Source organism: Propioniciclava flava (assembly GCF_004126535.1).
In the GTDB taxonomy this organism is placed as follows: domain Bacteria; phylum Actinomycetota; class Actinomycetes; order Propionibacteriales; family Propionibacteriaceae; genus Propioniciclava; species Propioniciclava flava.
Map to the genome: position 1 here is coordinate 341467 of NZ_PPCV01000002.1, position 26902 is coordinate 368368.

Sequence of the window (26902 nt, forward strand, 5' to 3'; positions counted from 1 at the left end):
GGCCGCGCCTACCTACAGGCGAGCCAGCAACACCTCAGCGATCACGGGTTTGATGTCCTCGGCGATCGGCAAGGCCGCCAGTCCCGCGACCCGGCGCGCCGGATCCGGGTTCTGGCTCAGGAACGCCCAGAGCGCATGCTTGTCGGGGTAGCCCACCTGCAATTGCGTGATCAGTGCGAACAGGCGTGCGTCCGCATCCGGGACGAACGGCGCCGGCGGCGCCGCCAACCGCACCGTGGTGCCGACAGCCGGATCCACGGCGCCCACCTCGACGCGGAGCGTCCCGGTGGCTGCGTCGTAGCTGCCCGGGTGGGAGGCGGCCTCCACGGGGGCCACCCCGACCAGTTCCAGCGTCCAGGAACGGCCCTGCGGTAGCACGGCGGCGTCCCCCTCGACGGGGGCGATGGTGAAGGTGCCCGACGCCTGATCCCAGGCCAAAGGCGTCCGCGCGCAGACCGGGGCGGCGGCGTCGTCGTCCTCGTACAAGGTGAAGGCGCCGTCGGCGCCCGCGAACACGCGAACCGTCAGCGCGGACGGGTTGGTGGTGCTGAGGTCCTCCCCGCCCACCAGCGGGACGATCGCGCCCACCCTGGCCAGGACGGGGTACCGCTCCAGCGTCCGGTGCAGCGTCACGAAACGGCCCCCCGAGTAGGGGGTGCCGTCGAAGAAGTCGACCCAGGTGCCCTCGGGAAGCCAGGCGGTGGTGGCGGCCCGCAGCGTGCGCCGATCCCGCGCAGTCGTGACGGGCGCGACGAGGAGTTCAGTGCCGAACAGGAACGTGTTGAGTGAGGAGAACGCCGTCTCCTCACGCGGATCGGCGTGATACAGCGGACGCACCAGCGGCGTCCCCGTCCGGTGAGCCACCTCGTTCATCGTGTAGAGGTACGGCACCAGGCGGTGACGCAGTCGCAGCGCCTCCGTCATGACCGTGCGCGCCTCGACGCCGAACATCCACGGCTCCTTGCCCATGAACGGGCTCGCCGTCGAATGCAGGCGGTTGATGGGGGAGAAGGTGCCCAACTGGAACCAGCGGGCCACCATTTCATCGTCGCGGGTGCCGAACATGTGGCCGCCGATGTCGTGGCTCCACCAGCCGTACCCGATGTTGGACGCCGTCGCGGTGAAGTACGGCTGGAAGTCGAGCGAGGCCCATGAGGTGACGGTGTCGCCGGAAAAGCCGACGGGGTAGCGGTGCGAGCCGGGGCCCGCGTAGCGGCTGAACGTGAGGGGACGCTTGCCTTCGCGCGCCGAATCGAAGTAGTGGGCATGGTTGAGCAGCCACAGCGGATCCAGGCCCGGCAGGGCCGAGGCCGTGCCCTGCTGCCAGTCCAGCCACCAGAAGTCGACCCCGGCGTCCTCCATCGGGTGCAAGACGGTGTCGAAGTAGGCCGCCATGAACTCGGGATCGGCGACCGCGAACTCGATCACCTCTCCGCTTTCCGGGTCGCGTCCCAGGCGGCGCGCCAACGCCGGGTAGGCGTCCTCGAAGGAACGCACGCCGTCAGCGGGATGCAGGTTGAGCGAGACCTTGAGCCCACGCTCGTGCAGGCCATCAAGGAAGGCGTCCGGATCCGGGAACAGGTCGGTATTCCACGAGAAGCCCGTCCAGCCCGAACCGTGCCCGTTCGCCAGTTCGACCCAGTGCCAGTCCATGTCGATGACGGCTACCGAGAAGGGCATCCCCTCGGCGGAGAAACGGTCCATCAACCCGGTGTATTCGGACGCCGAGTAGGGGTGGTAACGGCTCCACCAGTTGCCAAGCGCCCAGCGAGGCAGCAGGGGCTGCGGGCCGGTGATGGCATAGAAGTCGCGGACGGCGCCTGCGCTGTCGTGCCCGTGGCCGAAGAAGTACAAATCCTTGGTGCCGGTGCGGGGGGTGGGCCAGCCGTCCTCGTCCAGGGCGAGGGAGGCGGAGTCGTCCAGGGTCGCCCAGCCGAGCGCGCTCACGACGCCGGTGCCCAGGTCGATGGCCCCATCGACCTCATCGAGGGTGCGGGCGGTCCCGCCCATGTTCCCGCGCGTCGGACGCACGACCGGTTCGGGATCGCCGTAGTGCCACACGGTGTGGTGGCCTTGGGAGGAATGCTGGTGAACGGTCAGGCCCGCGGCCGAGAAGGGCAGGCCGTCGTAGTCCAGGCGCAGGGCATCGGTTTCGACGCGAACGCCCGCACCATACGGGGTCGCCGTGAACCGGGCAGCAGGCAGGTCGCGGTGCCACACCACCTGGGTGGGGCGGTCCTCGAACGATCCCGAATCCGACCACTCCAGGCGCAGCAACCGCGGCGTCAGTACCGTGACCCGCCAATGCTCGCCGGTGACGATCTGGTCGGGACGCGCGAGCGGATGTGTCAGGGGACGAAAACGCGGTGTCTGCGGCATGCGCACGACCGTATTACGCCACGTGAACATTCGGGGAACGTAGCCGTGTGTTGTGCCGGATTCGTCCCCCTTCGGGTTACCGTCGCCTCAGGACGTCTCGGGTGGGCGTCCACGAGAGGAATCCGGATGCGACTCCTTCCCCGACGGGATGCTCTCGGCTGAGATACCGCGGCCGAGAGGGACACACCGCTCGCTCGGCCCCGATTGGAAGGGACCGATGTGACCCAGCCCGCTACCAGCCTCCAGCACCAGCGCGCGGCGACCCGCGTGCGTAGCTACGTCATCGACACGTCTGTACTGCTGTCCGACCCGAACGCCCTGCTGCACTTCGCCGAGCACGAGGTCATCGTCCCCGTCGTGGTCGTGACGGAACTCGAGGCGAAACGTCACCACCCCGAACTCGGTTTCTTCGCCCGCAAGGCGCTGCGCTTCCTCGACGACGTACGCGCCAGCTACGGACGCCTCGACCAACCGGTGCCCATCAACGACGCCGGGGGTGTCTTGCACGTCGAACTCAACCACACCGACCCCGGCGTTCTGCCTGCGGGTTTCCGCCTGGGCGACAACGATGCCCGGATCCTGGCGGTGGCCGCGAACTACGCCCACGAGGGGCGCGAGGTCGTGTTGGTCAGCAAGGATCTGCCCTTGCGGATCAAAGCCGCTGCGGTAGGGCTCATGGCGCAGGAGTACCGCCACGAGCAGCCAGCGCACACGGGCTGGTCGGGCATGGCGGAGATCGAGGTGGACGCCGCCGCCCTGGAGAGCTTGTATGCCCAGGGCGTCCTTGGTGCGCCGCAGGGGCTGGAGTGCCATACCGGCGTGGTGGTGCACGCGGGAGCGTCCTCGGCGCTCACGCGGTGCCATCCGGACCAGACGTTGCGGCTGATTCCTTCCGAACGCGACGTCTTCGGCCTGCGGGGGCGCGCCGCGGAGCAGCGCGTCGGGCTCGACCTCCTCACCGATCCCGACGTCGGGATCGTGTCCCTGGGCGGGCGCGCCGGTACCGGGAAGTCAGCGCTGGCCCTGGCCGCCGGGCTGGAAGCGGTGATGGAGCGACGCCAGCACGACAAGGTGATCGTGTTCCGTCCCCTGTACGCCGTCGGCGGGCAGGAACTGGGCTTCCTGCCGGGGGCCGAGCAGGAGAAGATGGCGCCCTGGGCGCAGGCCGTCTACGACGCGCTGGGCTCGATCCTCCACAAGACGGTGATGGAGGAAGTGCTGGCACGCGACCTCATCGAGGTGCTGCCCTTGACCCACATCCGCGGACGTTCGCTGCATCGGGCGTTCGTGATCGTCGATGAGGCGCAATCGCTGGAACGCAATGTGCTGTTGACGGTGCTCTCGCGGATGGGGCAGGCCAGCAAGGTGGTGCTCACTCACGACGTGGCTCAGCGCGACAACCTGCGGGTGGGGCGCCACGACGGAGTGGCGGCCGTGGTGGAGAAGCTTCGGGGGCATCCGTTGTTCGGGCACGTCACCTTGACTCGGTCGGAGCGCTCGCCGATCGCCGCTTTGGTGACCGACATGCTGGAAGACGCGGCCTGGTGAGGTGAGGGCGGCCTAGTCGGCGGCACGCTGGGATCGAATCCGGACGACTTTTTCACATGGGAGAAAAAGTGAAAGGTGGGTTGACTTGGTGTCATCCCCACGGGTGACACCAAGGTGGTGCTGTGGTCTGCCTCGCGAGGGCGCAGAGCGGTGACCGTCGGGCGGTGAACCTTGCTACCTTGCTGGAAGAGCCCCCTCGTCACCCCAGGGTTCGGGGCGGCTCTCAGGCTCATTCCCCGCGGTGTGAACCTGGCAAGGGACACGATCGCCGAGCGAGTTACTCGCCCCCTCGGAAGGCATCTCCGGTATGGAAGATGAAGCACATTCTCACGTCCACCTCGGCGTGGGCTCACGCCGGGGTGGTCTGCGCGTGGCGAACGCCGGGTTCCGCTTCGACGGGCCGGCCTCGACTCATCATGACGCGTCCGCGCCTGCTGACGACTATCGCCTCCCGGGGGTGCCGATGCGTGCGGTCAGTGGCATGAGGCTCCCCGTCGCCGACACGGAGCGGACACGCAACCACCTCCTGCGCCGGGCCGGATTGGGTGTGGGGGCCGCCCAGCAGACCGTGATTGCGGCCCAGGGTTTGGAGAACTGGCTCGCCGACCAACTCGAGCCCGATCTGTACGACCCCAGTGCCGTCGTCATCAACCGGTGGTTCCCCTTGGCTGTGGCCGACATCCAGCAGACGCGACGGTCGGTGGAAAAGTACGCCTGGGACGGCCAGACCGAATACGCGCAGGCCACCCTCGCGCGGCAACTGTTCAGCGTCCGCCAGGTGTATGAGGTCGTCGTCGACGTCTTCAGCAACTTGCTCCACGTTCCTACCCCGTCTGACCGGGCGTGGGACACCGGCGCCGACTACGGCAACCAGGTGATCCGGGCGCACGCCCTGGGTCGCTACGCCGACATGCTTCACGCGGCGGCCCGGCATCCGGCCATGCTGCGCTCCCTGCACAACGACGAATCGCGCGGGGGCGTCGTCAACGTCGACTATGCGCGCGCTTTGCTCGAACTGCACACGGTTCGTGCCTGCACCGAGGGGGATGTTCGCGCAGCCGCGATGCTCCTGTCGGGGCGTGGCTATGACGCGTCCACGGGCCGGTTCAGCTACGGCGCGACCAACCATGCCGTCGGTCGGGTGGTCGTGCTCGGGTTCGAGTCGCTGAACTCCAGCTATCTCGATGGCCTTGAGGTGGGCGACGCCTTCATCGCGCACTTGGCCCGGCTCCCCGAGACGGCGCGCAACGTCGCCAGCCGCCTCGCGGTCCGGTTCATTTCCGACTCGCCCAGCGATGCCATCGTCGACCATCTGGCTCGGGTCTACCTGGCTCACGACACCGACATCCGCGAGGTACTGATCGAACTGTTCCGCAGTGACGAGTTCTGGCGATCCACCGCATCCAAGGTGCGGCGTCCGTTGGAAGACATCGTCGGGACAGTCAGGGCCGCCTGCGTCACGCCAGCGACCGCGTCGCGTGAGGGCGTGGCGGATCTGTACTGGACGCTGCGCAAGATGGGGCACGCCCCCCTGGGGTGGGATCAGCCAGACGGTTACCCCGATGTCGCTTCGGCGTGGCGCTCCACCGGGCATCTGGGTGCGCGCTGGAACCTGCACCGCGCCATCGTCAGCGGCTGGCGCAAGGGGCTGACGCCTTCCAGTGAGTTCTCGCAGGCCGTGATTCCTGTCGAGGGCATGACGGTGGACGCGTGGGTCACTGAGTTGGCGTGGCTGACGTTGGGCCAAGAGCCCACAGACCAGATCCGGCAGGCCGCCTATGCGTTCTTGGGCCTGGCTGGCTATGACATGGTGCCCCCTGCCTTGACGCCGCTGGCGGCGCGCATGGCCGCCATGATGTTCAACTCGCACGCCTACGTTGTGCGGTGATCGCAGGGTGACCTCGTCGTCCGCGCACATGATCCCCGGCGGGGGCTGTGGGCGTGGGCGGTCGAGGCGTGAGGCGCGGGTCTGAGAGAATCCCGGGCATGGCACGTCAGCAGCGAAACTCGACCGCGACTCACATGATCGTGGCGATGGGTGTCTTGATGGTGCCGATCGCTCTCATCGTCGCGTTCTTCACGCGCACACCCGAGCCGGTCGTCCAGCACCTCGATTACGCACCGGTCGCGCGCCTGGCGGCGGGGGAGGCGACCTTCCCTGTCCTCGTGCCGGCACATTTGCCGCAGGGGTGGACCGCGACGCGTGCCCGGTGGACGCCCGAGGGTAAGCCGAACGTCAACGGCGAGCCGGCCGCGGGCAACACATGGCAGTTGGGGATGCTGTCGCCGGAGCGGTCCTACGTGGCGGTGGAGCAGCGGGACGCGTCCCAGGAGTTGTTCATCCAGCAGGTGACGCGCGGTGGCGTTGCTCAGGGGACCTCGACGATCGAGGGTGCGGTGTGGCAGCGCTACCTGTCAGAGGACGGCAGGACTCGCTCCCTCGTCCAGCGCGGGGTGGCGGCCACCATTGTGAGTGGGGATCTGGAGTATGAGGCCTTGGAGGCGTTTGCGTCGACGCTAACGGCGGCGACACCGTAGTCGCGGCCTCGAACCGTACAAAGAAAAGGAAGCCATCACGACCGCGTTGTCGTGACGGCTTCAGGGAAACGTTAACTCAGGTGAGGTGAGCTCGGGTCAGGTTCTCACTGACCTGATTCCACATCCTGATCACGCGACGCAGCATGGTGTCCCTCCTTCCTGGTAGCCGACAGGCACCAGTTTAGGTCAAGGCGACTAATAGAACGATCAAAGGTGTGGCAACTTTCCATCACAGCCGTCGGGGGTCGCGCCGTGTGTGGCGCGACCCCCGACGTTGCTGGCTGGGCTGTGGTGAGGCTTACGGCTTCACCGAGATGTGCACGTGATCGTAGTGATTCTCCGTCGCGCTGCCGCGGTCCTCCATCGCGCGCCAGCCGCGCGAGGGGTAGGCGGCGTTGTACTGCTTTTGGCGATAGATGATGTAGGAGACGTTGTAGCTGCTCGCGTTGGTGGCGAAGTAGTTGGCGATCTGCCAGCCCAGATCGATGCTGCCCTGGTGGGACCAGTTGCGGATCATCACGTCGACGGCCCGGCCGTTGGGGTGGTCGGAGGACCAGTTGGAGGAGGCCCGCCAGCCGTAGATCGTCCGGATCTGCGGGTAGCTGGCGACGACCCGGTTGAAGACCGCCTTGGCGTTGCTGGTGAGCTGTGAGATGCCTGAGGTGGTCAACCCCGACGGGATCGTGACCGACCCGCCATCGACCAGGGACGCCGACCCGCCGCCCGCGCTCGTGTAGGCCTGGAAGACCCACCGTGCAGCGCCTTGGTAGATGACCTGGAGGCGGTCCCCGCTGGTGACGCCGGTCGTCTGCAGGGTCGTCCCGCGATAAACGGTCGCCACGACGTTGCCGTTGGCAGCCGAGGTGGAGCGGATGTACAGCGAGCCCACGGTGACCGTTACCGATCCGCTGGCCTGGGGGGCGCTCGGTGCTGCCGGGCCGCTACTCCCCACGGCCGTGGTGTAGCGGGTAGCGATCCAGCGGTTGGCGCCCTTGTACACGATCTCGGTGTAGTCGGCGGTCGTCCTGCCGGTCGTGTCGACGACCGACTTGGCAGGCAGCAGGCCATCGGGGGCGTCGGACAGGGAGCCCCCGGTGCGGAGGTACAGGCTGGCCGTCGTCTGGACCTGTCCGGTCACGGCACTGGTCGAGGCCGAGCCGCGGGTGAGGTAGTTGCTGGAGATCCAGCGGTTGGCGCCCTGCCACACCACCTCGGTCCAGCCGCCGGACGTCTTCCCGGTGAGGGGGATGCTCGCGCCGCGGGCAGCGACGCCGACCACGCCGGAGTTCGTGCTGGGGGAGGTGCGCACGTTGACCGCGGAGCTGACGGTCGCAGAGCCCGATGCGCCAGCGGTCGAGGCGGGCCTCGACGAGGAACCGGAAGATCTGCCGGTGGCCTTGAGGTAGGTCTTGTAGACCCAGCCGGTGAGCCCCGCCGAGGTGGTGACCTTGTACCAACCGCCCTGCGACGAGGAGGAGGTCACGCTTTGGGAGGGGCTCAGGGTGCCGAGCACCCGGTAGGAACTGCCCGGGCCGGAGCGCACGTTCACCCAGGTCGTCGCACTCAGTGTTTGGGTCGCCCACGCGCCAGCGGACAGCACCACGCCGCTCGCGCCCAATACCGAAAGGGCCATGCAGGTCGCTACGACCTTGCTCTTGAGTCGTCCCGCGCGTCGCACCGTGATGTTCCTTCCCCAGGGGTCGCCAAGGAGGCGACCACGTGTGTCGGTCGTGGGCCTTGGGGAAGGTAAGACCCGTTTCAGTACAGCCTGAGGATGAGCCCCGATTCAACTCAGGTCTGAGAATTGGCGGCGTCGAGGTGGCCTCGGCTCCGTCGCTGGGCGCAGGGACCCTGGGGGCGTGAGGGGTGGTGATATCCCTAGTGGGGGCGGAGTTGTATGGGGCGAGTGGGGGAGCGGAAACAGTGTCCGGGGCTCGCGTGCTGGGAACAGTGTCCCTCGAGGGAGGGTCGAGAGTTGAGGTGTGAAGCCCGCGCCCCTGCGCCTACAGGGGGATCAGTGCAGGGAGTGGGAATCAGGCGGGCAGCACGATCCAGGAGCGCTGCGCGTCGGCCACCCAGGCCTCCGCGGAGCCCCACGCTCCCGACGGAAGCCAGCCCGCGCGCCAGTCCTGCTCGGTGAGCGGCAGCGCGCAGGTGAGTTCGCTGAGTTGCGCGATGACCTCGCTGGACGCCGTGAGTGGCACCGTGATGATGCGTCCGGTGCGAGCGTTGGCGTCGAGGGTGTCCAGCACGGCCGCGCCCAGGGTGTGCGCCACCAGGACGAGGGGGCGATCCTCGTCGCGGGCGTGACGCAAGGCGGGGACAAGCGCAACGGGATCGTTCAGGTCGGCGTCGGCCAGGAGCACGAGGGGGTGCTCTGCGACGGCGATGCGGCCCTCGAGGGACGGCGGGCCGACGTGCCCGGGCGGAACGCTCGCGGTCAAGACCGTCCCTGCGGCGCCGGTGGGGACGCTGACCGCGTCCGATAGGCGGGCCAAGACGGCGAGGAGGTGTTCGGCGTCCGGTGCGTGGCCGTGAGTGGCCGCGTCAATCTCTGATTGAGGGGTGTAGCCCGCTGTGGCACGGGCGGTGGCGCGCCGGTCAGCCCACCAGCCGTACCAGACCACCGCGATCCCCACGACGAGGACGACGGGGATGCCCCACAGCGGAGGGATGATCATGGCGGGTCTTTCAGGGGCCCGGGTCGGGGCGGGGGGCTTCGTCAGGGGACGCCCCCTGATCGTCGGCGGGCGGCACGGTTCGCAGGCGCCGCCCCAGGAGTAGGAGAACTGCGGCGAACACGCCCAAGCCGAGAAGCCAGGCCACGACGGCGGGGTCGAAGAGCCGGACGACCGGCGAGATGAGATCGAGGGAATCCACGAGGGCGACGACGCTCACCCCGGCCATGCCGATCTGGACCCATGCTTGGGTTCCTGAGGCGCGATCCCCAGTGTCAGGACGCTTGGAGGAGCGGTAGTTGCGTACCGTGACCCAGGCATAGATCGCGACGAGCAGCATGGCCAGGTATGCGGCGAGCATGCCGCCCGGTGCGGGCAGCAAGAAGACTCCGACGCCAAGGGCGACCTCCACTATGCCGAGGACCGCCGACCAGGGAAAGCTCACGCGCGGCGCCCCCAGCGTGGTGAATCCGGTGGCGCGGCCACTGAGGAATCGGCCGATGCCGGTAGCGACGAAGTAACTCGTCACGAGGAGTGAACTGAGCAGCATCAGCGCGCTCACCAAGGCGTCCACCGCATCTCTCCTCGGATCGTTGGGGCAGGTCGTTCCCAGTCTAGGGACTCGGGGAAACGCCGCGCCGCTCGGTCTGCCGGAGACGGAAGCAGGATGCGGGGAGGCGTCAGCGTCCGTTGGGGCACTAGACTCCCCACTCGGGGCCTATAGCTCAACTGGCAGAGCAGCGGACTTTTAATCCGCGGGTTCTGGGTTCGATTCCCAGTGGGCCCACCCCTGACAGGTCAGTCGAGAAACGCGCGCGCCGATTCTGGTACCGGACGCGGACGCCCGGTCTCGTCGATGGCGACGTAGTGGAACACGGCCTCGGCGGCGAAGGCGCGGTCAGCCTCGTAGTTGTGGACGAGGTCCCGGGCCCAGACCTGGAGGGCGATCTCCATCGAGGTGCGCCCGATCTTCACCAGGTGCGCGTAAATGCAGATGGTTTGACCCACGGCTACGGGCCGGTGGAACACCACCGTGTTCACGGCGACCGTAGTGGCGCGCCCTTCGGATACTTCCCCGGCCATCAGCCCTGCTGCGATGTCCATCTGGGACATCACCCAGCCGCCGAACACGTCGCCCCACGGGTTGGTGTCGCGCGGCATGGCCAGGGTGCGCAGCACCATCATCCCGGTCGGTGAAGACGGCTGGTGTGGGCTGCGGGCCATGGTTCCTCTTTCGCTGTTCGTCCTCAGTGGGAGCACCACGATCCTAGGCCTGAGCGCGCATCGCGGCGACAGCGAAGTGCCCGCCACAAGCCGCGGACGTTCCGCGCGTCCTCTAGGTTGGCAGCGTGGACCAACCGGATGCTCCTCTCGCGCCAACTCCCGACACGCCCGTCTCGCGGCGCATGAAGCTGCGGTACGCGGGTGCGTGTGCGCGCTGCGGCACCACGATCGAGGCGGGGGTGACAGCCGACTATGTCCGTGCGACCCGCAGCGTCACCTGCGTCGAATGTCCACCTCAACGCGCAGCCCAGGAGGAAGCCGGGGTGGCGACGGCAGCGCCACGCCGGGCCGCTGAACCGGTGCTGACCTTGGAGCATGTCGACGGTGAGGCGGGCGCCTCGGCGGTGCGGGAGTTCGAGCGGCGCCATGACGCGCGACGTGAGCGCGTCATCGGCGCTCACCCCAAGGTGGGACGGTTCCTGTTGGCGGTGTTCGACGATCCCCAGTCCACGACGGCATGGTCGACGGGGGCGGCGGGGGAGCAGCGCCTCGGACAAGCGCTCAGCAAGGTCGCGGGCCCACGCCTGCGCGTCCTCAACGACCGGCGCATCCCGAAGACGCGCGCGAACATCGACCATCTCATCGTGTGCCCCACCGGGGTGTTTGTCGTGGACGCGAAGCGCTACCGCAACGCACGACCCAGCTTCAAGGTCGAGGGCGGCTTGTTCGAGAAGCGGCGCCGCGTGCTCACCGTGGGCGGGCGAGACAGGACGCCGCTGATCGAGGGCATGCACAAGCAACTCGGGCTGGTACGTGAGGCGCTGGCTGGCGACGACGTTCCCTTGCAGGGGTGCCTCTGCTTCCTCGACGCCGACTGGCCCCTGTTTCCTGACCCCTTCACGGTGGCGGACGTGGGGATCGTGTGGCTCAAACGGCTCATCACCATCTTGACCAAAACAGGTCCCCTCGATGAGGCCCGGATCGAGGACCTCCAATGGCGTCTCCACGAGGCCTTTCCGCGTCAGAACTAGGCAATGCTCGGCATCCTCGTGGAATGTCACGCATCTGCTGGCCTGGCGTCGCCGGCTCCGGTTGACTGGGGGGAGCATCCGGACCAGGGGAGTTCCGGCTCGGGTGAGGCTGGCGATGATTGACGCAATGAGAGAGAGCGACCCGATGCGCGCATGGAACGACGAGGTGGACGGCCTCGCCTACGGCGGCGACTACAACCCCGAGCAGTGGCCCCGCGAAGTGTGGGACGAAGACATCACGCTGATGCAGGAGGCCGGGGTCAACCTGGTGAGCCTGGGGATCTTCTCGTGGGCGAGCATCGAACCGCGCGAGGGGGAATTCCACTGGGAGTGGCTCGATGAGATCGTCGACAAGCTGCATGCGGGCGGCATCGGGATCTGCCTGGCCACGGCGACCGCGTCCCCGCCGCCGTGGCTCACGCGCAAGCATCCCGAGATTCTGCCTCAGCGCGAAGACGGCACCGTCTTGAACCAGGGAGCCCGGCAGTCGTATGCGATCAGTTCGCCGGTGTATCGCCGCTACGCGACCGTGATGGCCTCGCGGATGGCCCAGCGTTACGCCAGCCACCCAGCCGTGCGCCTGTGGCACATCGACAACGAGATCGGCTGCCACGTCCCGCAGGATTACTCCGACAACGCCATCCCCGCGTTCCGCGCCTGGCTGACGCAGCGCTACGGCACCATTGAGGCCCTCAACGAGGCCTGGGGAGCCGCCTTCTGGTCGCAGCGTTATGGACGCTTCGACGACGTCCTGCCACCCCGGTCGGCACCCACCTACGCCAACCCGACCCAGCAACTGGACTTCATGCGGTTCAACTCCGACGCCGGGCTGAGCTACTACTCGGCCCTGGCCGCAGCCGTCCACGCGGTCGATGCGAGCATCCCGGCGACCACCAACTTCATGTGTTCGGCCGGAAGCAAGGGCGTGGACTACTTCGCGTGGGGGCCGCACATGTCCGTCGTCTCCAATGACCACTACACGCGTGCGCACGATCCGGAGCGGCACATCGAGTTGGCGTTCTCGGCGGATCTCACGCGAGGAACCGCCCAGGGGGAGCCCTGGCTGCTCATGGAGCACTCCAGCTCGGCGGTCAACTGGCAGCACGTCAACCGGGCCAAAGACCCCGGCGAAATGGTCCGCAACTCCCTCGCGCACGTCGCACGCGGGGCCGACGGGGCGCTGTTCTTCCAGTGGCGCGCCAGCCGGGCCGGGGCCGAGAAGTTCCACTCGGCTTTGGTGCCGCACGCCGGGACGGACTCGCTGGTGTGGCGCTCCACGGTCGAACTCGGCCGATGCCTGCGGGCCCTGGCGCCGGTCAAGGGATCGCGGTTGGTCTCCCGGGCCGCTCTTGTGTTCGACTACTCCGCCTGGTGGGGTCTGGAACTCGACAGCCACCCCAACAACACGTTGTCCTACCCCGACCTCGTCCTCGATTGGTACAAGGCCTTGTGGTACGAGGGTATTGCCGTCGACATCGTCGCGCCCGACGCCGATCTGAGCGGCTACTCCCTGGTGGTCGCGCCGAACCTGTACATCACTGCCCCGAACGCTGCAGCCCACCTGGCGGGGGTCGCTGAGCGCGGCGGAGTCCTGGCGACCACCTGGTTGTCCGGGATCGTGGACGCCGACGACCACATCATTCTGGGGGGTTACCCGGGAGCCTTCCGTGATGTTTTGGGGATCCGGGTGGAAGAGTTCCACCCGCTCCAGGCAGGCGAGAGTCATGCGGTGAGGCTGTGGGACGAACCCACCACGGCGTCCACCTGGACCGAACGCCTCGACCTGCGCGGCGCACAGGCCCACGGGGTGCTGGAGGACGGCGTCCTGACCGGGACGCCGGTCGTCACCGAGCACACGCTGGAATCCGGCGGGCACGCCTGGTACGTCGCCGCCGACCTTCCCGTGGACGCCAAGCGCGCGCTCGTCCGGGCGTGGGCGGACCAAGCGGGCATCGTGCCGGTGGTGGTGGCCCCTGAGGGGGTAGAGGCCGTGGTGCGTCACGGGGAGGGCGCGGACTTCATGTTCCTGCTCAACCACACCGCGGACTCGGTGACGCTCGAGGTGACGGGGACCGACCTGCTCAGCGGCCACGACGCGGACGGATCGCTGACGCTTCCCGCGGGCGCAGTGGCCGTGCTCCGCACGCCTGCGGACGCTCAGCCGTCGGACGAGCGCGACTGACGCCGACCCCCAGGGTGCCGGTTCCCGATCGGAGGAATCGGCACCTCACTGAGCGGCGGCAGGCTCCGCGACCCGGGCTGCAGGGTTGGCCGTCGCCTTGCGGGTGCTGCGCGCCTGCAGCCACGAGGCCACCTTGGTCAGCAGGTAGTTCAAGACGACATAGAGGACCGAGATCGCCAAGAAGGTCTGGATCAGATACCCGTAGTAGGCGGTCACGGTGCGGCCCTGCTGCATGAGTTCGGGGTAGCTGACCACGTAGCCGAGGGTGGAGTCCTTCAGCAGCGACACCAGCCCGGTCAGCAGGGCGGGCAAGACGATGCGGAACGCCTGAGGCAAGATCACCAGGCGCATGAGCGTCCGGCGGGTCATGCCCAACGATTCGGCGGCTTCCCATTGCCCGCGATCGATCGCCTTGATGCCCGCACGGAACACCTCGGCGGTCGTCGCGCTGCTCACCAGGATCATCGGGATGACCAGCATCCAAAACACCGGCAGCGCCAGCGCCGGGGTCAGGCGGGGCAGCGCGAGCAGGAACGCGTACACCACCAGCAGCAGGGGATGGCTCGGAAGAACTCGATCCATCCGGCGCACACTGCCGAAAGCCAGCGGCGCTGCGCCATACGCCCCAATGCCAGCAGTAGCCCGAGCGGATAGGCGGCCAGCGCGGCGACGCCGGTGGCCACGAACGTGTTGCGGACGCCCTCGCCGAGGAAGGCGACGATGCCGGGATTGAGCAGGAAGCCCCACCGCTCGGGGGCAAGTTGGCCGTGCGAGTCGAACTGGATCACCGCCGCCCACACCAGCGCGGCGACGACGATAGCGACGACGACCGACCAGATCACGATCATGACCTTGCCGCGGGGGCCCGGCTCGTCGAACAGGACGCGGGTGGCGTTGTCGCTCATCGGGACACCGCCTTGCCACCGGCGATACGCGAGCGACCCAGGCGTCGCTCCACGGCGCTACCCGCCCCGCCGACACCCAAGCCCAAGATCAGGTAGACCGCGCCGGAGAGCAGAAAGAGGAACACTGCTTCGGCGTAGCGAATGTTGAGTTGCTGGGTGACGTTCGTGATGTCGGAGACACCCACGGCGGCGACCAAGGAAGAGCCGATGAGGACGCCGATGAACACGTTGGCTAACGGCTGGACCATGGTGCGGAACGCCTGGGGCAGGATCACCAAGGCGAGCTGCTGCGTAAACGACATCCCCAAAGCCCGGGAGGCCTCCGACTGGCCGATCGAGATGGTGTTGATGCCGGAGCGGACCGTCTCACACACGAAGGCCGACCCCGACAAGATCAGCGACACGGCCCCGCACCAAAACAGCGGCAGCAAGACGCCGATGTCGGGCAGGCCGAAGGTGACGAGCACCAGCAGGCTGAGCAGGGGAATGTTGCGGAAGAACTCGACGTAGGCGGAGCCGACCAGGCGCAACGGAACCACGGGGCTGACCCGGAAGATCGCGGCGATCGTGCCCACGATCAGCGACCCCAAGAACCCGACGATCGTCAGGCCCACGGTCGTGGCCACCCCGCTGAGCAGGAACGCCCAGTTGTCGGTCAGGATCTCGACCATCTCACCTCCCCGCTCGGGGGCGTCCCCCTCCCGCAGGGCAGGAAGGGGACGCCGTCTCGACTAGCTGCCCTCGACCGAACCGATGGCCGGCGGGGTGGGGGCCGTCTCCAGGAAGCGCCCCACAGTGCCCTTCCACAGGTTCAGCCACACGCCCGAGTCGTAGATGGTCTGCAGGAACGCGTTGACGAACGCCTTGGCGTCCGTCGCGTCCTTGTTGAGGCCGATCCCGTACGGGTCGGTGGTGAACGGGTTGCCGACGACCTTCACCTGCGAGTTGCGCACGGCGTTGCTGAGCAGGATCGACTGATCCAGCACGTAGGCGTCGGCGCGGCCCTGAATCAGGGCGGCGATGCAGGAATCGTTGTCGGCCAGGAGCAGCTTCTGGGCGTTCTTGACGTTCGCGTCGACCGCGGTGATGCCGGTCGAGTTGGTCTGCGTCACGACCGTCTTGCCCTCCAGGTCGGCCACCGAATGGATGGTCGTGTTGTCGGACTTCACCTGGATGGAGGCGCCCGAGGAGTAGTAGGGCCCGGCGAACGTGATCTTCTCGGCGCGCTGCGGCGTGATCGAGTAGGTCGCAATGACGGTGTCGACCGTCTTGTTCTGCAGCACCGTCTCACGGGTGTCGGAGGTGACCTGGGTCAACTGCGACAGCTTCGCGACATCCTGACCGCCCGTGATGTAGCGCGACAGCAGGTCGCCAAGGCCCGCGTCGAAGCCGGTGACCCGGCCCGTCGTCGGATCCTTGAGGGAGAAGATGGCGCTCGTCTCGGCGCCACCGCGACGCAAGAACCCCTGCGCCTTGATCGCCTGAGCCCACGGGCTGGCCGCGATGACGGCGTCCGAGGCCACGGGCCCGGCGAGGATGAGGGCGTCGTAGGCCTGCGGGGTCAACGGCGCGGCGGCGGTCGGCTGACCGGGGGCCGCCGAGGTGGAGACGCTGGGCAGGCTCGTGTTGCTGGAGCAGGCGCTCAGTGCGGCGAAGGCGCCGACGCCGAGCGTCGTGGTCAGCAGCGTCCTACGGGTGAACTGGTTGGGCATGGCTCTCCTAGCGGTCAGTGGTCGAGGATCTTGGACAAGAAGTCCTTGGCACGGTCGGTTTGCGGGCGGGTGAAGAACCCCTCCGGGGTCCCCTGCTCGACGATGCGACCGGCGTCCATGAAACAGACGCGGTCGCAGGCGTGACGCGCGAACCCCATCTCGTGGGTGACGACGAGCATCGTCATCCCCGACTCGGCGAGTTCGGTCATCACGTCGAGAACTTCCTTGATCATCTCGGGATCGAGAGCCGAGGTGGGTTCGTCGAACAAGAGAACGTGGGGTTGCATGGCGAGGGCGCGCGCGATGGCGACCCGCTGCTGCTGACCACCGGAGAGTTCGGCCGGGTAACTATCGGCTTTGTCGGCCAGGCCCACGCGCGCCAGGAGGTCCCGCGCCTGCGCGGTCGCCTCCGCCTTCGGCACCTTCCGCACGTGGATCGGGCTCAAGGCGATGTTCTCCAGGACCGTGTAGTGCGGAAACAGGTTGAACGACTGGAACACCATGCCGACCTCGGCGCGCATCGCCGCCAGCGCCTTGCCCTCCTGGGGCAGAGGCCGTCCCTCGATCATGATCGTGCCCTCGGTGGCCTTCTCGATGCGGTTGATGCAGCGGCACAGCGTGGACTTGCCCGACCCGGAGGCGCCCAGCAGCGCCACCTTCTCGCCTTTGGCGATGTCGAGATCGACGTGGTCGAGCGCCCTGAAGTCCCCGAAGTACTTCGTGACACCGCGCAGTTGGACCAGCGGTGCGGTGGTCTGCGACTCCAGCATGCGCGTCAGGCTACGTGACTCTCCCCGGTATTAGAGGACGCGTCCACTATCTGCTTCTTCGCGGCCTTGGCCCATCGAGGAAACGCGCTCACGTGCGGGCTCAGCGACCGGTAGCGTGGCAGCGGATTCAGGAAGGGGCGCACCGATGCGCATCGTCACCGAGCAGATCACGTCCACCGCGACCATCACGGGCTACGTCCAAGACAGCCACCCCGACAACATCGGGTCATGCCAGCGGGCGGCCGTCGTCATCTTTCCGGGCGGGGGCTACTTCTTCTGCTCCCCGCGGGAGGCCGAGCCGGTGGCTCTGGGCTACCTGGCCGAAGGGTTCAACGCGTTCGTGGTGGATTACGCCGTGGGGGAGCACCCCGCCGAGACCGCGCGCCTCGACGGCGTCGCTGCCCTGACGTGGGTGCGGCAGCACGCCGGGGAGTTCCACACCGATCCCGCCAAGATCGCGGTGGTCGGGTTCTCAGCAGGCGGCCATCTGGCGGCCAGCCTCGGCGTCACCGCCTCGCCGCGTCCCAGCGCGGTCGTGCTGGGCTACCCCGTGACCCGCCCCACGCTGGGTCCGCTCCTGGGCAAGGACCTGCTCGACGTCGTGGAGGCCGTCGACGCCGAGACCCCGCCGAGTTTCGTGTTCACCACCCAGGGCGACGAACTGGTGCCCAGCACCGAAACACTGGAGTATTGCCTCGCCTTGGCGCGTCACGGCATCCCCTATGAGACGCACGTGCACCTGAAGGGCCCGCACGGGATGAGCCTGGCTAAGCCACTCACCGCGGCGGGTCGCGCCGACATGGTCGACGAGGCGGTGGCGTCGTGGCTGCCCGAGAGCGTCCGTTTCCTGCGGACAATCCTGGGTGACTTCCCCATCGAGGGCGCTCCCGCCGACTATCGCCGTTCTCGGGCCCTACACGACGCTGAACCTGAGGCGGACTAACACACTCGCAGGCAGATTTCTCCCGGTCCAGCAACGATGACCGGGAGAAAAACCCCTGGCCAGGCGCGCTAGCCTCGGCGCGCCGGTTCGCGCCCGCGAGGCCGCGCACGACGAGGCAAGGAGTAGGCGTGAGGATCCCGGACCACATCCGGAGGCACCTGGTCACGCTCCTGCCGGGGCGCGAGGACGTCCAAGCGCTGCCGCGCACCTGGCGCCGCGACGTGCTAGCTGGGCTCACCGTCGGGGTCGTCGCGTTGCCGCTGGCGCTCGCATTCGGCGTCTCTTCGGGCATGGGGGCGGCGGCCGGGCTCGTGACGGCGATCGTCGCGGGCATCGTGGCCGCCATCTTCGGCGGCTCCCACGTGCAGGTGTCGGGGCCCACCGGCGCCATGGCCGTCATCTTGGCGCCCATCGTCGCCGTGCACGGCCCGCACGCGGTCGTCGTCATCTCCATGCTGGCCGGGCTGATCCTGGTGGCGGCAGGCGTCCTGCGGTTGGGGCGTGTGGCGGTCTACATTCCCTGGCCGGTCATCGAGGGTTTCACTGCGGGCATCGCGGTGATCATCGCGCTGCAGCAAATCCCGTTCGCCCTCGACGTGCGCACGCCGGCCGGGCATTCCCCGCTCATCGCCGCCGGTGAAGCCATCGCCGCGGCACGGTTCCCGGAGGCGGCGATCGCCCTCGGAATGACCGTTGCGGTCATTGTCGTGATCGAAGCGCTCCGTGCCTGGAAAGCCACCCTCCCCGGTGCCCTGATCGCCGTGGTGGCAGCCACCATCGTGGCCGAGGTGAGCGGCCTGAGTATCGCCCGCATTGGCGTGCTGCCCGACTCCCTGCCGGCCCCCTCCATCCCGCTCGTCTCCTGGTCGGTGCTCCCCACCCTGGTCAGCCCGGCGCTGGCAGTAGCCGTCCTTGCCGCGATCGAATCGCTCCTCTCGGCCCGGGTGGCCGCCGGGATGGCCCCCACCGGACGCGTCCTCCCCGACCGCGAAGTGTTCGGGCAGGGGCTGGCGTCCATCGCCTCGGGCATCTTCGGCGGCATGCCCGCCACGGGGGCCATCGCGCGCACGGCTGTTGCGGTACGGGCGGGTGCCCGGACGCGGCTGGCGGCGGTGGTCCATGCGCTGCTCCTGGCCGGGGTTGTCGCGTTCGGGTCCGGGCTGGCCGGACGCATCCCGATGGCTGCTCTGGCCGGGGTCCTGCTGGCGACGACGTTGCACATGGTGGACGTGGGTCAGGTGCGGGAACTGCTGCGCATCTCGCGCGGGACGGCGATCACGTTCGCTGTCACGATCGTGTGCACCGTCGCACTCGACCTCATCACCGCCGTCGAGGTCGGGGTCGTGCTCGCCGCCTTCTTCGCGTTGCGGGCGCTCGCTGCCACCACCTCGGTCACGCGCGAGGCGCTACCGGAGCCTGCTCAGGTGGGCGACGATCACATCGCAGTGCTGCGGCTGGAAGGTTCCCTGTTCTTTGGTGCCGCCGACAAGGTGATGGAGGACATCGCGGGCTCCGAGGCGTGGGTGGTCGTCCTGCGGTTCTCCAAGCTGGAAATGCTCGATCCCACCGGCGCGCATCGCCTCACCGAACTCATCGACATGCTGGAAGCCCGCGGCGCGACCGTCATCATCAAGGGGCTGCGCGGGCGTCACGGTCGCGTGGCCGAACGGGCAGGAATGCTGGACGCCCTGCGGGACCCCGAGCACGTGTTCTCCGACCTGCCTGCCGCCGTCGCGCATGCGCGCAGCCACGTCGCGCGGCAGTTGGCCGGGGAACCTGTCCCCACTCGCTCCTGACGGGGTGGTCACCCCTGGGCGATGACCTCCAGTACGGCGCGACCGTAGGATTCCTTCTTCTTGGCGCCGATCCCGCTGATCGCGTCCAGGTCAGCCAGGCTGGCCGGACGCGCGGCAGCCAACGCCCGCAAGGTGGCATCCGCAAACACGACATAGGCCGGGACGCCCTGCTCGCGGGCTACTCGCGTCCGCCACGCCCGCAGCGCCTCGAAGAGCGCCGCGTCGCCTTCGGGTAGATCCACCGGTGCGGACGCCTTCCGCGTGCGTGCGCCCGTGCCGGTGGCCACGTCACGACGCAGCGGGACGGGCGTCTCCCCGCGCAGGACGCCCGCGCTCGCCTCGGTCACGGCGAGGGTGCCGTACTCGCCCACGGCCTGCAACAGGTCGCGGGCCAGCAATTGGCGCACCACCGAGCGCCACTCCTGGTCCGACAGGTCAGCACCGATGCCGTAGGTGCTGAGCTGATCGTGGCGCTGCGAGCGGATCCTCTCGGTGCCCGCCCCGCGCAGAATGTCGATGAGGTGCCCGGCCCCGAACGCCTGATTGCGTTCACGCTGCAAGCGCACGATCGTCGAAAGCAGCTTCTGAGCTGGGATCAGCCCATCCCACGTCGGGGGCGGCTCCAGACACGTGTCGCAGTTGCCGCACGGCTCGGAGGCCTGACCGAAGTAGGCGAGCAGGTTCTGGCGGCGGCACGTGACCGTCTCGCACAGGGCCAGCATGGCGTCCAGGTGCTGCTGCTGGCGCTGCTTGTGCGCGCGGTCGCCTTCGCCTGCATCGATGAGGCGGCGCTGCTGCACCACGTCGCTGAGACCGTACGTCATCCATGCGACGGCCGGTTCCCCGTCGCGCCCGGCGCGGCCGGTCTCCTGGTAGTACCCCTCAACGGACTTGGGTAGATCGATGTGGGCGACGAAGCGCACGTCAGGTTTGTCGATGCCCATCCCGAAGGCGATCGTGGCGACCATGACCACCCCGTCCTCGCGCAGGAACCGGGCTTGATGCTCGGCGCGCATCGAGGCGGGCAGCCCCGCGTGATAGGGGAGCGCGTCGATGCCCTTGCTCCGCAGGAACGTGGCGGTCTGCTCGACCTGCTTGCGGCTGAGGGCATACACGATGCCCGCCACGCCCTCAGGTTGGGCGGTGATGAAGTCGACGAGTTGGCGGCGCGGATCGGCCTTGACGACGATGCGATAGGTGATGTTGGGGCGGTCGAAGCTTGCTACGAAGTGGCGCGCGTCGGAGAGGTGAAGCCGCTGGGTGATCTCCCGGTGGGTCTCCTCGGTGGCGGTGGCGGTCAACGCCACCCGCGGGACGCCCGTGAAGGCCTCGGCGAGATCGCCCAACGCGAGATAGTCGGGCCGGAAATCGTGGCCCCAGTGCGAGACGCAGTGCGCCTCGTCGATGGCGATGACCGACAGCGTTCCCCGGGCCAGCAGGGAGCGGGTGCCTTGCCCTGAGAGGCGCTCGGGGGCCACATACAGCAGATCAAGTTCGCCGCCCAGGTAGGCCCGTTCGACCGCCGCGCGCTCGGAAGCATCCTGCGTCGAGTTCAGGTAGGCAGCCTGGACGCCGTTGGCGCGTAACGCGTCCACCTGGTCGTGCATGAGGGCGATCAGCGGGGAGACCACCAGCCCGGTGCCTTCGCGGACCAGAGCCGGTATCTGGTAGCAGACGCTCTTGCCGCCGCCGGTCGGCATCAAGACGATGGCGTCACCGCCAGCGATGACCTGATCCACCACGGCGGCCTGATCGCCCCGGAAAGCATCAAACCCGTAGACCGACCGCAACGCGTCGAGGGCGGTGCGGAACTGGGGGGCGCGGGCCGCGCGCGCGCATCCGCCCGCCCGAATCGGCTGGGGGGACACGGGGGCGGCGTCCTCGTAGGGATCGTCAGGCGGTTCGTCCCAGGGATCCTCGGGGGGCTCCGCCTGCGGATCGAACCAGGCGGCGTCCGCGTGCGACACGCCACGGGGTGGCCGAGGGGCGGAGGCGTCGGAGCGGGGCACGACGGCGAGTCTAACGCCGCACTCCGACACCTCCCGCGGTGGTCAGGGACGCAAGAGCACCTTGGTGGCGCGGCGCTCATCCATCGCCTGATACCCCTCGGCGGCCCGCTCCAGGGGGAGCGTCAGGTCGAACACGACGCCCGGGTCGATCTCGCGATCCCAGATCAACGAGATGAGTTCCGGGAGGAACTGCCGCACGGGGGCTGGGCCGCCCATGAGGTGAACCTCGGCAGGGAACAGGACCCGGCCCGGGATCGACACCCCATGGCTGACGCCCACGAAACCGACATGGCCACCCGGACGTGTGCTGGCGATGGCCTGCAGCATCGATTCCTGGGTGCCGACCGCCTCGATCGTGCTGTGCGCACCGAGGCCGTCGGTGAGTTCCTTGATCTTCGCGACGCCCTCCTCGCCCCGCTCCTCGACGATGTCGGTGGCGCCGAACCGGCGCGCCAACGCCTGGCGGTCCGCATGGCGCGACATCGCGATGATGCGCGCGGCACCCAGGTGCTTGGCGGCCAAGATGCCGAGGAGCCCGACCGCCCCGTCCCCGACGACCACCACGGTCTTGCCGGGGCCAGCTTCGGCCGCCACGGCGGCGAACCAGCCCGTCCCCAAGACGTCCGAGGCAGCCAGGAGGGACGGGATGATCTCCTCATCGGGGTACCCCGGGGTCGCCACGAGCGTGCCGTCGGCCAGCGGGATGCGGACGCGCTCCGCCTGCGTCCCCAGGGGGCCCATCGGCACGGCGTGGACGCAACGCGACTGGTAACCGGCGACGCAGATCGGGCACGTGTTGTCGGAGGCGAAGAACGATCCGACGACGAAGTCGCCGACCTTGATGTGGGTGACGTCCTCGCCGACCTGCTCGACCACCCCGACGTACTCGTGACCCATCGGCTGATCGTGGACGCGATCCTCGCCGCGATAGGGCCACAGGTCCGATCCGCAAATGCAGGTCGCGACGGTGCGGATGATCGCATCGGTGGGCTCTTCGATCACGGGATCGGGGCGATCCTCGACCCGCACATCGCGGGGTGCGTGCATGATGACGCCGCGCATGAACAACTCCTTCGGCTGGACTTCACCACTATTGTGGCGCGCCCCCCGAACTCCTCGGCGGGCCGCACGCGGGGACCAGGGTTCGTGAGGCGCCCGCCGAATAAGGTAGGAGGGCATCGACCCTGGTGATCGCCGAGATTTTCCCGCAGGAACCCGACGATCCCGGGGTGTGCCCGGCGGCTGCCCTGTCCGTCGGACTCAGAAAGGACCAGGTGACCCCCATGGACACGACCCCTCACACGGACGCGACGCCCGCCCCTCCCCAGCCCCTTCCCGCAACCTCCGACGCACCGCGTGTGGGGCAAGGGTGGACGGTCATCGACCGGATCGGCATCCCCCAGGTGCGCGAGGGTGCGCAACCCGGAAAGCCGGACGTTCGCGTCCTGGGACGCGGCGACGGCGTCACGGTCGTGGCGCTGACCTTCCGGGCCGGTGACGTGATGGACGACCACCGGGCAGCATCCCCGATCCTCGTGATCGCCGAGTCCGGGGTGATCGACTTCGGCGTCGACGGCCAGACCCTGACGCTCACGCCCGGGCAGGCCATCAACGTTGCCGCCCGCGTCCCCCATCGACTCGAGGCGACCGGGGATGCGGTCGCGACGTTGCTGGTTCTCACGGGGGGTCCGGCGACGCAGACGACGCCCGAACCGGTGAGTTTCGTGGGCCGCCTGCCCTGGGTGCTTCCCGAGCGCGCATGAAAACAGTGCTCGTACGCGGCAACGCGCTGCCGCGCGCGAGCACCTCGGCTAGGGTGGCGCGCGATGGGGGCACAACGTACCGGGCGGAACCTGGCCTGCCTCGTCGGCGTGCTGTTCGCCGCGGCAGGCTGTTCTGTTCTGCCTGCCCCCGTGGTCGTGGGCCCCGCGGCGGTGTCCACCGCTGAAGCCCCCGGTTCCTCCGCTTTGAGTTCAGCCGTCTCGGAGCAGTGGGCGACCGGGCTGGGGCTGGACGGAGTGCACGTCCCGGCCGACCTCGAACCCGACTGGATCGAGGTCGCTTCCCACGGCAACGGGTTCGCCTACATCAACGTCTCGGAGGGGAATCGTCGGCTGAACGCGTCCTTCGCGGACCAGGCTGCCGAGGCGCGAGCCGCCGGGTTGCTCGTCGGCGGCTGGCATGTGGCGCGTCCCGACCAGTCCTCCGGGAAGACGCAGGGCCGCCTGTTCGCGTCCTCGGGCGGCGGCTGGAAGCCGGATGGGCGCACGTTGCCTGGCATCGTCGAGTTCGGCGGGGGCGAGGCGCGCGACTGTTCGGGGCTCGAACCGGCCGCGATGATCACCTGGGTGAGCGAGTTCGCCGCGGAGTACCGGCGCTTCAGCGGGCGCGTGCCCGTGCTGGCGACCAGCGCGTCCTGGTGGGCCACGTGTGTGGGCTCCGACGAGCGGTTGTCCGACTTGAACCTCGCGTTGCGTGCCGAACCGGGAGAACCCGCAGAGTCGCCCACCGTCCCGGCGTTGCCGACCGGGTGGACGCAACCCACGTTGTGGCTGCAGGAAAAGGCCGACGGGGCATGCGGCGTCACGTTCTTCGGCACGACCGAGGATCTGGACCGCTGGGCCGTCAGCGCGCAGCGCTAGTCCGGCACTGGGGTAGAGTCAACCCGAACACAGACGTGCTCCGGGGTCGGTGTAATTCCGAACCGGCGGTGACAGTCCGCGACCCGATCGCCTCGGCGGTCGGTTGATCTGGTGAAACTCCAGGACCGACGGTGAAAGTCCGGAGGGGAGGCAGCACGCACTGGTGGCGTGCCGTCCTGGCCCGCCACCTGTTGCTGCGTCCCGTGCCCCGCTCGTAAAGGGAGGCAAGGGTGCAGCGCATCCGTCACCGTCGCTTAAGCCCCGCCGCGCGCTCGCTTGCGCCGTGGCTTTTCCTGGTGTGCCTGCTGGCGGGCTGGTCGTTGACGGTGACGCTGGCGCGTCCCCCCGCCTACTTCTTGCCTTCACCGTCTGCGGTGGCGATCAAGCTAGGTGCCTTGCTGACCAAGCCGTCCTTTTGGCCCGCGTTCGGTGTGACGTTCGCCGAGGCGCTGGGCGGGTGCCTGCTGGGGTTCGCGGTGGCGCTGCCGTTGGCGGTGCTGATTCACCGCGTCGGGATCCTGCGGGCTGCGATCTCGCCGTTCCTGGGTGCCACGCAGGCCATCCCGGCGATCGCCGTCGCCCCGCTGCTGGCCATCTGGGTCGGGTACGGCATCGGCCCCATCGCCTTGCTCTGCGCGCTCATGGTGTTCTTCCCCATCCTGGTGGCCTCGGTGTTGGGCCTGAGGCTCGTCGACCCGCTCGTCGTGGACGCCGCCTTGATGGACGGCGCTGGCTCCTTCTCGCTGTTGGTGTCCATCGAGTTGCCCCTCGCCCTGCCGTCGATCCTCGCCGGGCTCCGCAACGGGTTCGCCTTGTCGGTGACGGGCGCCGTCGTGGGGGAGATGGTCATGGGCGGGCAGGGTCTGGGGCAGTTGCTCACCCTCCAGCGCGACTCCGTCGACACGGCGGGCATGTTCGGCACCATCCTCGTGCTGTGCGCCATGGCGTCAGCGCTGTACGGGGTCATCTCGGTCATCGAGCGACGTTCCGCCACCGTCGCCGACCTCACGGGGGAGGCCCCGTGAGCCTCATGGTCAGCCACCTGAAGAAAGGTCACATTATGCGTCGATTCCTCGCGATGATCGGGATGATCGGTCTCCTGCTGGGATTGTCCCTTAGCGGCTGCGCCCGCGCCCCGCAGAGCCCGTCGGGCGGCTCGGGGCGTGTCACGCTGGGCATGAGCTACATTCCGGACATCCAGTTCGCCCCGTTCTATGTCGCCGAGTCGAACGGGCTGTTCACCCAAGCCGGGGTCGACGCCCACCTGCGCCATCACGGCTCGAACGAGGGCCTGTTCACGGCCCTGCTCGCTGGCGAGGAGGACTACGTCCTGGCGGGTGGCGACGAGGTCGTCCAGGCCCGCTCGGAGGGCATGGATGTGGTGGCCATCGGCCAGTACTACCGCACCTACCCGATCACGATCATCGTGCCGGAGAACTCCGACATCCACTCCGCAGCCGACCTGGCCGGGCGCAGCATCGGCGTCCCAGGACGCTTCGGGGAGAGTTGGTTCGGCCTGCTGGTCGCTTTGTCTCAGGCCGGATTGTCGCAGTCGGATGTGTCGATCGTGGAGATCGGCTACACGCAACGCGCAGCCCTCACCACGGGGCGCGTAGAAGCGATCATTGGGTTCTCCAACAACGATCAGGTGCAGTTCGCTGCGGCGGGCATCCCCACCCGGACCGTTCCGCTCACCGCCAGTGGCACGGTGCCGCTGCAAAGCACGGTCCTGGTGACGACGTCCCAGCGTCTGGCGACGCATCAAGACGAAGCCAAGCGCGTGGTCGCGGGCATGACCGAAGGCATCCGTGCCACCATCGCAGCCCCCGCATCGGCCGTCACCGCGGCCCAGAAGTTCATCCCCACGCTGGCCGATCAAGGCGGCGAATCCGCCGCTTCTGCCACGTTGAAGGCGACTATTCCCCTGTGGACGCACCCGGACGGTACGGTGAGCGCAGACATGGACGAAGAGGCGTGGGTGGCCATGTGCTCCTTCATGCTCCAGCAGGGGATCATCACCTCGGCCGTCGAGGCCAAGGATGCGATGAATAACACCGCTACGACGCCCTAGGTGCATGCGGAGGGAAGGAGTTGAGTGGGCGAGAAAGTGACCGTCCCGGACTGGGACGACTACTTTTTGGGCATCGCCAACGCCGTCTCTCGGCGAGCCCAGTGCACGCGGCGGCGCGTGGGAGCCGTGCTCGTCCTTGATCGGCGCATCATCGCGACGGGGTACAACGGCGCAGCCTCAGGCCAGCCCAGTTGCCTGGAGGGCGCCTGCCCGCGCGGAGCGCTCGACTACGACCAAGTCCCGGGGCTGGGGGACTACGACCGCCCCGGGACGCCCGGATTCTGCATTGCGATCCATGCCGAGGTGAACGCGTTGCTGTTTGCGACCCGGGACACGTCGGGGGCCAGCGCCTACATCACCGATCAGCCCTGTCCGGGATGCCGGAAAGCGCTCGCCGCGGCGGGAATCGTCCGTGCCGTGTGGCCAGCGGGAGTGCTGGATGCCGAAGGTCTGCTCGACTGGACCGTGAGCTGA

24 protein-coding genes, 1 tRNA gene and 1 riboswitch are annotated in these 26902 nt (G+C 68.4%); of the genes, 13 read left to right on the plus strand and 12 right to left on the minus strand.

Going from position 1 to position 26902, the window contains the following annotated elements:
• Window positions 1–12: 12 nt before the first annotated feature.
• Window positions 13–2379, minus strand: a complete 2367-nt coding sequence (locus C1706_RS04400) for a glycoside hydrolase family 31 protein (protein ID WP_129457998.1) — start codon at window positions 2377–2379, stop codon at window positions 13–15.
• Between the two features lie 219 nt (window positions 2380–2598).
• Here C1706_RS04400 and phoH2 point away from each other — a divergent pair, with 219 nt between their 5' ends.
• From phoH2 to C1706_RS04415, 3 genes are all read left to right on the plus strand, one after another.
• A complete protein-coding gene (gene phoH2 / locus C1706_RS04405) occupies window positions 2599–3927 on the plus strand; it encodes an RNA 5'-3' helicase PhoH2 (protein ID WP_206660963.1) in 1329 nt (442 codons plus the stop codon).
• 481 nt (window positions 3928–4408) lie between these two features.
• Window positions 4409–5815 carry a DUF1800 domain-containing protein gene (locus tag C1706_RS04410; RefSeq protein WP_164987428.1) on the plus strand — a complete coding sequence of 469 codons (1407 nt, stop codon included), beginning with the start codon at window positions 4409–4411 and terminating at the stop codon, window positions 5813–5815.
• A gap of 98 nt (window positions 5816–5913) precedes the next feature.
• Window positions 5914–6465: a DUF4245 domain-containing protein gene (locus C1706_RS04415; protein ID WP_129458001.1), complete on the plus strand. Its 552-nt coding sequence runs from the start codon at window positions 5914–5916 to the stop codon at window positions 6463–6465.
• 298 nt (window positions 6466–6763) lie between these two features.
• Here the strand turns inward: C1706_RS04415 and C1706_RS04420 are convergent, their stop codons facing one another.
• From C1706_RS04420 to C1706_RS04430, 3 genes are all read right to left on the minus strand, one after another.
• Window positions 6764–8098, minus strand: coding sequence for an SH3 domain-containing protein (locus tag C1706_RS04420; protein ID WP_129458002.1), 1335 nt, complete (start codon window positions 8096–8098; stop codon window positions 6764–6766).
• Between the two features lie 400 nt (window positions 8099–8498).
• Window positions 8499–9146: a hypothetical protein gene (locus C1706_RS04425; RefSeq protein WP_129458003.1), complete on the minus strand. Its 648-nt coding sequence runs from the start codon at window positions 9144–9146 to the stop codon at window positions 8499–8501.
• Window positions 9147–9156: 10 nt separating this feature from the next.
• Window positions 9157–9717 carry a MauE/DoxX family redox-associated membrane protein gene (locus tag C1706_RS04430; protein ID WP_129458004.1) on the minus strand — a complete coding sequence of 187 codons (561 nt, stop codon included), beginning with the start codon at window positions 9715–9717 and terminating at the stop codon, window positions 9157–9159.
• A gap of 140 nt (window positions 9718–9857) precedes the next feature.
• Between C1706_RS04430 and C1706_RS04435 the strand changes: the two genes are divergently transcribed.
• Window positions 9858–9930, plus strand: a tRNA-Lys gene (locus C1706_RS04435).
• 11 nt (window positions 9931–9941) lie between these two features.
• Here the strand turns inward: C1706_RS04435 and C1706_RS04440 are convergent.
• Complete coding sequence (locus C1706_RS04440) at window positions 9942–10367, minus strand: acyl-CoA thioesterase (RefSeq protein ID WP_129458005.1); 426 nt, start codon at window positions 10365–10367, stop codon at window positions 9942–9944.
• Between the two features lie 125 nt (window positions 10368–10492).
• Here C1706_RS04440 and C1706_RS04445 point away from each other — a divergent pair, with 125 nt between their 5' ends.
• The gene (locus C1706_RS04445) at window positions 10493–11398 is read left to right on the plus strand and encodes a nuclease-related domain-containing protein (RefSeq protein ID WP_206660964.1); all 906 of its coding nucleotides are present in this window, start codon (window positions 10493–10495) and stop codon (window positions 11396–11398) included.
• A 145-nt stretch (window positions 11399–11543) separates the two neighbouring features.
• Window positions 11544–13580 carry a beta-galactosidase gene (locus C1706_RS04450; RefSeq protein ID WP_129458006.1) on the plus strand — a complete coding sequence of 679 codons (2037 nt, stop codon included), beginning with the start codon at window positions 11544–11546 and terminating at the stop codon, window positions 13578–13580.
• Window positions 13581–13625: 45 nt separating this feature from the next.
• On the opposite strand, the gene C1706_RS14275 is transcribed toward C1706_RS04450, so the two are convergent.
• Genes C1706_RS14275 through C1706_RS04470 form a run of 5 tightly spaced genes read right to left on the minus strand, consistent with a single transcriptional unit; the run spans window position 13626 to window position 16967 of the window.
• On the minus strand, window positions 13626–14162 hold the full coding sequence (locus tag C1706_RS14275) for an amino acid ABC transporter permease (protein WP_206660965.1): 537 nt from the start codon (window positions 14160–14162) through the stop codon (window positions 13626–13628).
• On the minus strand, window positions 14090–14485 hold the full coding sequence (locus C1706_RS14280) for an ABC transporter permease family protein (RefSeq protein WP_206660966.1): 396 nt from the start codon (window positions 14483–14485) through the stop codon (window positions 14090–14092). The genes C1706_RS14275 and C1706_RS14280 overlap by 73 nt, the downstream gene beginning before the upstream one ends.
• Entirely contained in the window at window positions 14482–15156 is a 675-nt protein-coding gene (locus C1706_RS04460; protein ID WP_129458007.1) for an amino acid ABC transporter permease, read from the minus strand. Before C1706_RS04460 ends, C1706_RS14280 begins: the two co-directional genes overlap by 4 nt.
• 60 nt (window positions 15157–15216) lie before the next feature.
• Window positions 15217–16197 (minus strand): glutamate ABC transporter substrate-binding protein, encoded by a 981-nt coding sequence (locus tag C1706_RS04465; RefSeq protein WP_129458008.1) that lies wholly within the window; start codon window positions 16195–16197, stop codon window positions 15217–15219.
• Between the two features lie 14 nt (window positions 16198–16211).
• A complete protein-coding gene (locus tag C1706_RS04470; protein ID WP_129458009.1) occupies window positions 16212–16967 on the minus strand; it encodes an amino acid ABC transporter ATP-binding protein in 756 nt (251 codons plus the stop codon).
• 145 nt (window positions 16968–17112) lie between these two features.
• Here C1706_RS04470 and C1706_RS04475 point away from each other — a divergent pair, with 145 nt between their 5' ends.
• Window positions 17113–17910, plus strand: a complete 798-nt coding sequence (locus C1706_RS04475) for an alpha/beta hydrolase (RefSeq protein WP_129458010.1) — start codon at window positions 17113–17115, stop codon at window positions 17908–17910.
• Window positions 17911–18038: 128 nt separating this feature from the next.
• Window positions 18039–19706, plus strand: a complete 1668-nt coding sequence (locus tag C1706_RS04480) for a SulP family inorganic anion transporter (protein ID WP_206660967.1) — start codon at window positions 18039–18041, stop codon at window positions 19704–19706.
• A gap of 8 nt (window positions 19707–19714) precedes the next feature.
• On the opposite strand, the gene recQ is transcribed toward C1706_RS04480, so the two are convergent.
• A complete protein-coding gene (recQ, locus tag C1706_RS04485; RefSeq protein ID WP_241653421.1) occupies window positions 19715–21715 on the minus strand; it encodes a DNA helicase RecQ in 2001 nt (666 codons plus the stop codon).
• Window positions 21716–21757: 42 nt separating this feature from the next.
• Window positions 21758–22777: a zinc-dependent alcohol dehydrogenase family protein gene (locus C1706_RS04490; RefSeq protein ID WP_129458011.1), complete on the minus strand. Its 1020-nt coding sequence runs from the start codon at window positions 22775–22777 to the stop codon at window positions 21758–21760.
• A gap of 221 nt (window positions 22778–22998) precedes the next feature.
• On the opposite strand from C1706_RS04490, the gene C1706_RS04495 reads away from it, so the two are divergent.
• From C1706_RS04495 to C1706_RS04515, 5 genes are all read left to right on the plus strand, one after another.
• Window positions 22999–23478: a cupin domain-containing protein gene (locus C1706_RS04495; RefSeq protein ID WP_129458012.1), complete on the plus strand. Its 480-nt coding sequence runs from the start codon at window positions 22999–23001 to the stop codon at window positions 23476–23478.
• A gap of 63 nt (window positions 23479–23541) precedes the next feature.
• The gene (locus tag C1706_RS04500; RefSeq protein ID WP_129458013.1) at window positions 23542–24357 is read left to right on the plus strand and encodes a GH25 family lysozyme; all 816 of its coding nucleotides are present in this window, start codon (window positions 23542–23544) and stop codon (window positions 24355–24357) included.
• A 32-nt stretch (window positions 24358–24389) separates the two neighbouring features.
• Window positions 24390–24517, plus strand: a riboswitch (FMN riboswitch).
• Between the two features lie 70 nt (window positions 24518–24587).
• A complete protein-coding gene (locus C1706_RS04505; protein ID WP_284690549.1) occupies window positions 24588–25382 on the plus strand; it encodes an ABC transporter permease in 795 nt (264 codons plus the stop codon).
• A 35-nt stretch (window positions 25383–25417) separates the two neighbouring features.
• Window positions 25418–26428, plus strand: a complete 1011-nt coding sequence (locus C1706_RS04510; protein WP_164987429.1) for an ABC transporter substrate-binding protein — start codon at window positions 25418–25420, stop codon at window positions 26426–26428.
• Between the two features lie 24 nt (window positions 26429–26452).
• Entirely contained in the window at window positions 26453–26902 is a 450-nt protein-coding gene (locus C1706_RS04515; RefSeq protein WP_129458015.1) for a deoxycytidylate deaminase, read from the plus strand.

Bases quoted from the DNA above. Each gene is read 5' to 3' on its own strand.
- C1706_RS04425 (WP_129458003.1), bottom strand. From the start codon at position 9,146: ATGATCATCCCTCCGCTGTGGGGCATCCCCGTCGTCCTCGTCGTGGGG.
- C1706_RS04500 (WP_129458013.1), top strand. From the start codon at position 23,542: ATGGGGGCACAACGTACCGGGCGGAACCTGGCCTGCCTCGTCGGCGTG.
- C1706_RS14280 (WP_206660966.1), bottom strand. From the start codon at position 14,485: ATGAGCGACAACGCCACCCGCGTCCTGTTCGACGAGCCGGGCCCCCGC.
- C1706_RS04460 (WP_129458007.1), bottom strand. From the start codon at position 15,156: ATGGTCGAGATCCTGACCGACAACTGGGCGTTCCTGCTCAGCGGGGTG.
- C1706_RS04420 (WP_129458002.1), bottom strand. From the start codon at position 8,098: ATGGCCCTTTCGGTATTGGGCGCGAGCGGCGTGGTGCTGTCCGCTGGC.
- C1706_RS04400 (WP_129457998.1), bottom strand. From the start codon at position 2,379: ATGCCGCAGACACCGCGTTTTCGTCCCCTGACACATCCGCTCGCGCGT.
- C1706_RS04450 (WP_129458006.1), top strand. From the start codon at position 11,544: ATGCGCGCATGGAACGACGAGGTGGACGGCCTCGCCTACGGCGGCGAC.
- C1706_RS04410 (WP_164987428.1), top strand. From the start codon at position 4,409: ATGAGGCTCCCCGTCGCCGACACGGAGCGGACACGCAACCACCTCCTG.
- C1706_RS04490 (WP_129458011.1), bottom strand. From the start codon at position 22,777: ATGCGCGGCGTCATCATGCACGCACCCCGCGATGTGCGGGTCGAGGAT.
- C1706_RS04465 (WP_129458008.1), bottom strand. From the start codon at position 16,197: ATGCCCAACCAGTTCACCCGTAGGACGCTGCTGACCACGACGCTCGGC.
- C1706_RS04440 (WP_129458005.1), bottom strand. From the start codon at position 10,367: ATGGCCCGCAGCCCACACCAGCCGTCTTCACCGACCGGGATGATGGTG.
- C1706_RS04495 (WP_129458012.1), top strand. From the start codon at position 22,999: ATGGACACGACCCCTCACACGGACGCGACGCCCGCCCCTCCCCAGCCC.
- C1706_RS04470 (WP_129458009.1), bottom strand. From the start codon at position 16,967: ATGCTGGAGTCGCAGACCACCGCACCGCTGGTCCAACTGCGCGGTGTC.
- C1706_RS04415 (WP_129458001.1), top strand. From the start codon at position 5,914: ATGGCACGTCAGCAGCGAAACTCGACCGCGACTCACATGATCGTGGCG.
- C1706_RS04510 (WP_164987429.1), top strand. From the start codon at position 25,418: ATGCGTCGATTCCTCGCGATGATCGGGATGATCGGTCTCCTGCTGGGA.
- C1706_RS04475 (WP_129458010.1), top strand. From the start codon at position 17,113: ATGCGCATCGTCACCGAGCAGATCACGTCCACCGCGACCATCACGGGC.
- C1706_RS14275 (WP_206660965.1), bottom strand. From the start codon at position 14,162: ATGGATCGAGTTCTTCCGAGCCATCCCCTGCTGCTGGTGGTGTACGCG.